Consider the following 3,670-nt stretch of genomic DNA (forward strand, 5'->3'; position numbering starts at 1 on the left):
TTTCCGGTCTGCGCGACACGGGACGGGGGATTTTGCATGACCCGGAAGACCCAGCTGCACCAGCGCATCGCCTATTTTGAATCCCTGCGCGGGCTACCGGCGGCTGCATGTGTTGCTAAGACGGGAGGGACATGCCGTGAATCGCAAGAAAACCCAGCGGCTTTACCGTGAAGAGGGCCTGTCGGTGCGCAAGCGACGGGGGCGGAAGAAGGCGACCGGGACGCGGGCGCCGCTGCTAACGGTAGCCACGCCGAACGCGCTGGTCGGTCGATTTCGTCCATGACCAGTTTTCCCAGGGTAGTCGCTTCCGGATCTTCAACATGGTCGACGACGTGACGAAGGAATGCCTCGCCGCCGTGGTCGACACCTCGATCTCTGGTCGGCCTGTCGCTCCGGAGCTGACGGCGCTGATCGCCCGGTGCGGCAAGCCACGCCTTATCGTCAGCGACCATGGCACTGAGTTCAGCTCGAACGATGCTGGCCTGAGGCGAGGAGACCGGCGTGCCCTGGTACTTCATCGCACGTTCTCGGATACGCTTCAGGCGTGACAAACAGAATGGGTTTCCGCCAATATGTCTGTATAGTACTGTACCATGGATGCCTAAGCACAGGTGAAGATTTATGCCAAAGTACGATGAAGAATCTGGAGCACTTTCTGCAGGTCGCGGATTTGCGATAGCCTGCTTGTTTGGGTTCATAGGAATAGTTGCCGGCACTATTCTGTGGGCTGCTGGCGCACCGTTATTTTTTGTTTTCCTAGTTTATTTCAGTGTTCCTGGAGCGATGATCCTCACGCTCTACCTGCTTTGGAGGCACTCTGAATAGTGTACTCGCTACTCCTTCGGCGCGCCCGTGGGGCAAAACTCTCAAAGGATAACTCCACATCTGCGCCTCACTGAGCCCCCGAAATTCGGAAACTGACATAAGTTACGATTTGCAGTCTGCTGATCTTCTACGAGAAGGAGATCAGTGATGTCGAATCGGAAGCCGCACGCGCCTGAGTTCAAGGCGAAGGTCGCGCTGGAAGCCCTGAAGGGTGAAAGAGACGGCGGCCGAACTGGCCAGCCGGTTCGGGGTGCATCCGACGATGATCCATCAATGGAAGCGAGCTTTGCTGGAAGGCGCGTCGGGCGTATTCGAGCGCGGGGGTCGCAAAAAGCCCGAGATCGACGAGGAGCCCCGTCGCACTTGGCGGTGCTGCTGGCCGTGCTGGATCCATGATGATCGCGTTTCCGGCGGGTGATCGGAACACCTTCACTCGCCATGTGCCGCACGGTCTCGTTCGTCTGTTGTCGGCGCTGGAAGCCCTCGTATTGCAGGCGCTCCGCCGCGGTGAGCAGGGCGGGATCAAGTTCCGTCACCCCAACAGGGCGGCGGACTGTCAGCATCTGGCGTCGCACCGCTGCCAGAAACGCCGCACTGACGTTCTCGAGGAGGTGCCAGCGATCCGCGACCTGGACCGCCCGAGGCAAGACGCGCGTGATCGCGCCACCGTAGCCGCCGTTCCGGTCACGGGCGACCACCTCGATCTGAGGCTGCCTCCGCAGCCATGCCTCGACAGTCGTTGGCTCCCTATCCGGCAGCAGGTCGATGATCTGCCGCCTCTCGAGGTTGCAGATCACCGTGCCATACGGCCGCGAATTTACTGAGGGACTGGTTCTCTGCCTTGAAACGTTTCGTGAAGAGAGCTGCCTTGAACGCCATCGGTGCTTCCTTTGCATGTGTTGGCTCATTAATTAATGGCGACAAAAATTTATATAAAAATTTGACATTAATTGGCGCGAACTTGCTAATAGTCGGATAAAACTAGCCTTATACCACCATTTATTAGGAATGTGCGACATGGATTGCGACATTTTGGAGTACGCGGTGGTCAGCGCGATTCTCTCTGCCGACACCGGGTGCCGGGCACTTGCACCTTCAGCCTATCACTTCTGGCAGCACGCCTGATTGAACACTATTGGCAAGAGTGTTCACTCCGCAGCCGCCCCGGGCCCCCGCCCCCGGGCGCCGCGGCGGCTTTCCCGCTTCCCGGGTAAACAGAATTCGGGCAATCTGATCACCATGTCCGAAATGCGCCTGCATGATCCCGCCGGAAACCGGCTCTATCTGAACGCCGAGGAGCGCGCCGCCTTCCTGACCGCGGCCCGGCGCCAGCCCGCGCGGGACCGCACGCTTTGCGAGATGCTGCACTGGACCGGCTGCCGGCCGTCCGAGCTTCTGGAGATCACCCCGGCCCGCATCGACCTCTCGGGCGGCAGCATCACGCTCCGGTCGCTGAAGAAGCGCAAGGATGCGTCCGGGCGGCAGAAGGTGATCTTCCGATCCGTCCCGGTGCCGGCGGAATTCCTCGACACGCTCAACACCGCGCATGGCATTCGCGAGGCGCAGCGCTCGCGGAAGAAAGCGGCGCAGCCGATCTGGAACCTCGGCCGGGTGCGGGTCTGGCAGATCGTGAAGGGCGTCATGATCGAGGCGGGTGTTCCCGATGCGCCGCACCGCAGCCCAAAGGGCTTGCGTCACGGCTTTGGCGTGCATGCGACCGTCCAGGGCGTGCCGCTGCACATGCTGCAGCGCTGGCTCGGCCATGCCCAGCTCAGCACAACGGCGATCTACGCCGATGCCGTCGGGAAAGAGGAGAAAGACATCGCCGCGAGGATGTGGCGCTAGGTGAGGCCAGGTCATGGTCGTTGCGCCAGAATGCGAAAATCCTTCTTCCTGTTCTTCTTGTCATAAAGCCAGTCTCGGTCGACGGCACGGCTGCGCCAATGAAACAAAGAGCCTTACGGCATCACGTCCGAACAATACGATCCTTCCCCCCCCCGCACCTTTGGATTTGCGAAAATAAAACCTTATAATTCAATGACTTGAGATCATTTTTGGGGGTTGTGCCCGGTGGCCGTACCGAGTAGGGCGCGCCCGTCTCAAGGAGCGCAATATGATCAATACCCTTCCCCCCGATGACTATCCTCCCGCTTGGCTGCCATATGCCGTCACCCTGATCCGACGCCTGAGTGAAAGCGTCGACAGTGAAGCCGTCGCCCCGGTCGAGGTCTGGGATGGCGACAGCGGCGGCACGCGGTCTTCCCGGACGGAACGCAGCATCATAACCACCCACTCTGGCCGCCTCCTCATGCTCATTCGCATGGCCGCCAGCTTCGGACCCGAGGAAAGCTTTCAGGATCGGGTTCTGCGCCCTGGGGGCGTAACCATGTGGGCCGGCATCAAGCCGCGCGAGCTGACCCTCATCGAGTATCTTCTGAAACATGGCGTGGTGCCTTCGAACGTGCAGGTCTACACGCGCAGTCCGCACCGTCCGAGCGGACCGGTCCTCCAGCTCTGCAAGCCTGACACCCAATACACAGGGGAAATTTCCAAGGCGATGCAGGCCGCCTTTGAAAATCGCATCAGCGAAGCGCTACCCTTGCCGGCCCCCATTTTGATCTTGCTACCCGACGGGTTGGAGCTGTCTGAACCTCTCCAGCGCATCCTGCCGGACCCGGAACGCCTCGCACCCATTGATCGCATCATCATGCTCGTCCTGCTCTGCGAGCTCTACAACGTTTCGGACGCGCCGGAGCGCGAGGCCGTCCTGCGGCTCTTGCCGGATGATACGAGCTTGGCCGCCCTCGAGTATACCTCCCTCCTGATGGCCCTGCGGGCGCCTTCG

Annotated in this window: 1 protein-coding gene and 4 pseudogenes; 4 read left to right on the forward strand and 1 reads right to left on the reverse strand. The window is 60.6% G+C overall.

What is annotated here, in order from left to right; genetic code table 11:
- Positions 1-91: 91 nt before the first annotated feature.
- A pseudogene (locus BLR51_RS28400) lies at positions 92-473 on the forward strand (DDE-type integrase/transposase/recombinase); the annotation flags it as partial.
- Positions 474-972: 499 nt separating this feature from the next.
- A pseudogene (locus BLR51_RS28405) lies at positions 973-1,165 on the forward strand (transposase); the annotation flags it as partial.
- A gap of 70 nt (positions 1,166-1,235) precedes the next feature.
- Here BLR51_RS28405 and BLR51_RS26700 read toward each other — a convergent pair.
- Positions 1,236-1,637 (reverse strand): annotated as a pseudogene (locus tag BLR51_RS26700) (transposase); the annotation flags it as partial.
- Between the two features lie 427 nt (positions 1,638-2,064).
- On the opposite strand from BLR51_RS26700, the gene BLR51_RS26705 reads away from it, so the two are divergent.
- Both BLR51_RS26705 and BLR51_RS26710 read left to right on the forward strand, forming a co-directional pair.
- Positions 2,065-2,670: a tyrosine-type recombinase/integrase gene (locus BLR51_RS26705; RefSeq protein WP_089852573.1), complete on the forward strand. Its 606-nt coding sequence runs from the start codon at positions 2,065-2,067 to the stop codon at positions 2,668-2,670.
- A gap of 268 nt (positions 2,671-2,938) precedes the next feature.
- Positions 2,939-3,670 (forward strand): annotated as a pseudogene (locus tag BLR51_RS26710) (hypothetical protein); the annotation flags it as partial.

It is taken from the genome of Salipiger marinus (genome assembly GCF_900100085.1).
GTDB classification, from domain to species: domain Bacteria; phylum Pseudomonadota; class Alphaproteobacteria; order Rhodobacterales; family Rhodobacteraceae; genus Salipiger; species Salipiger marinus.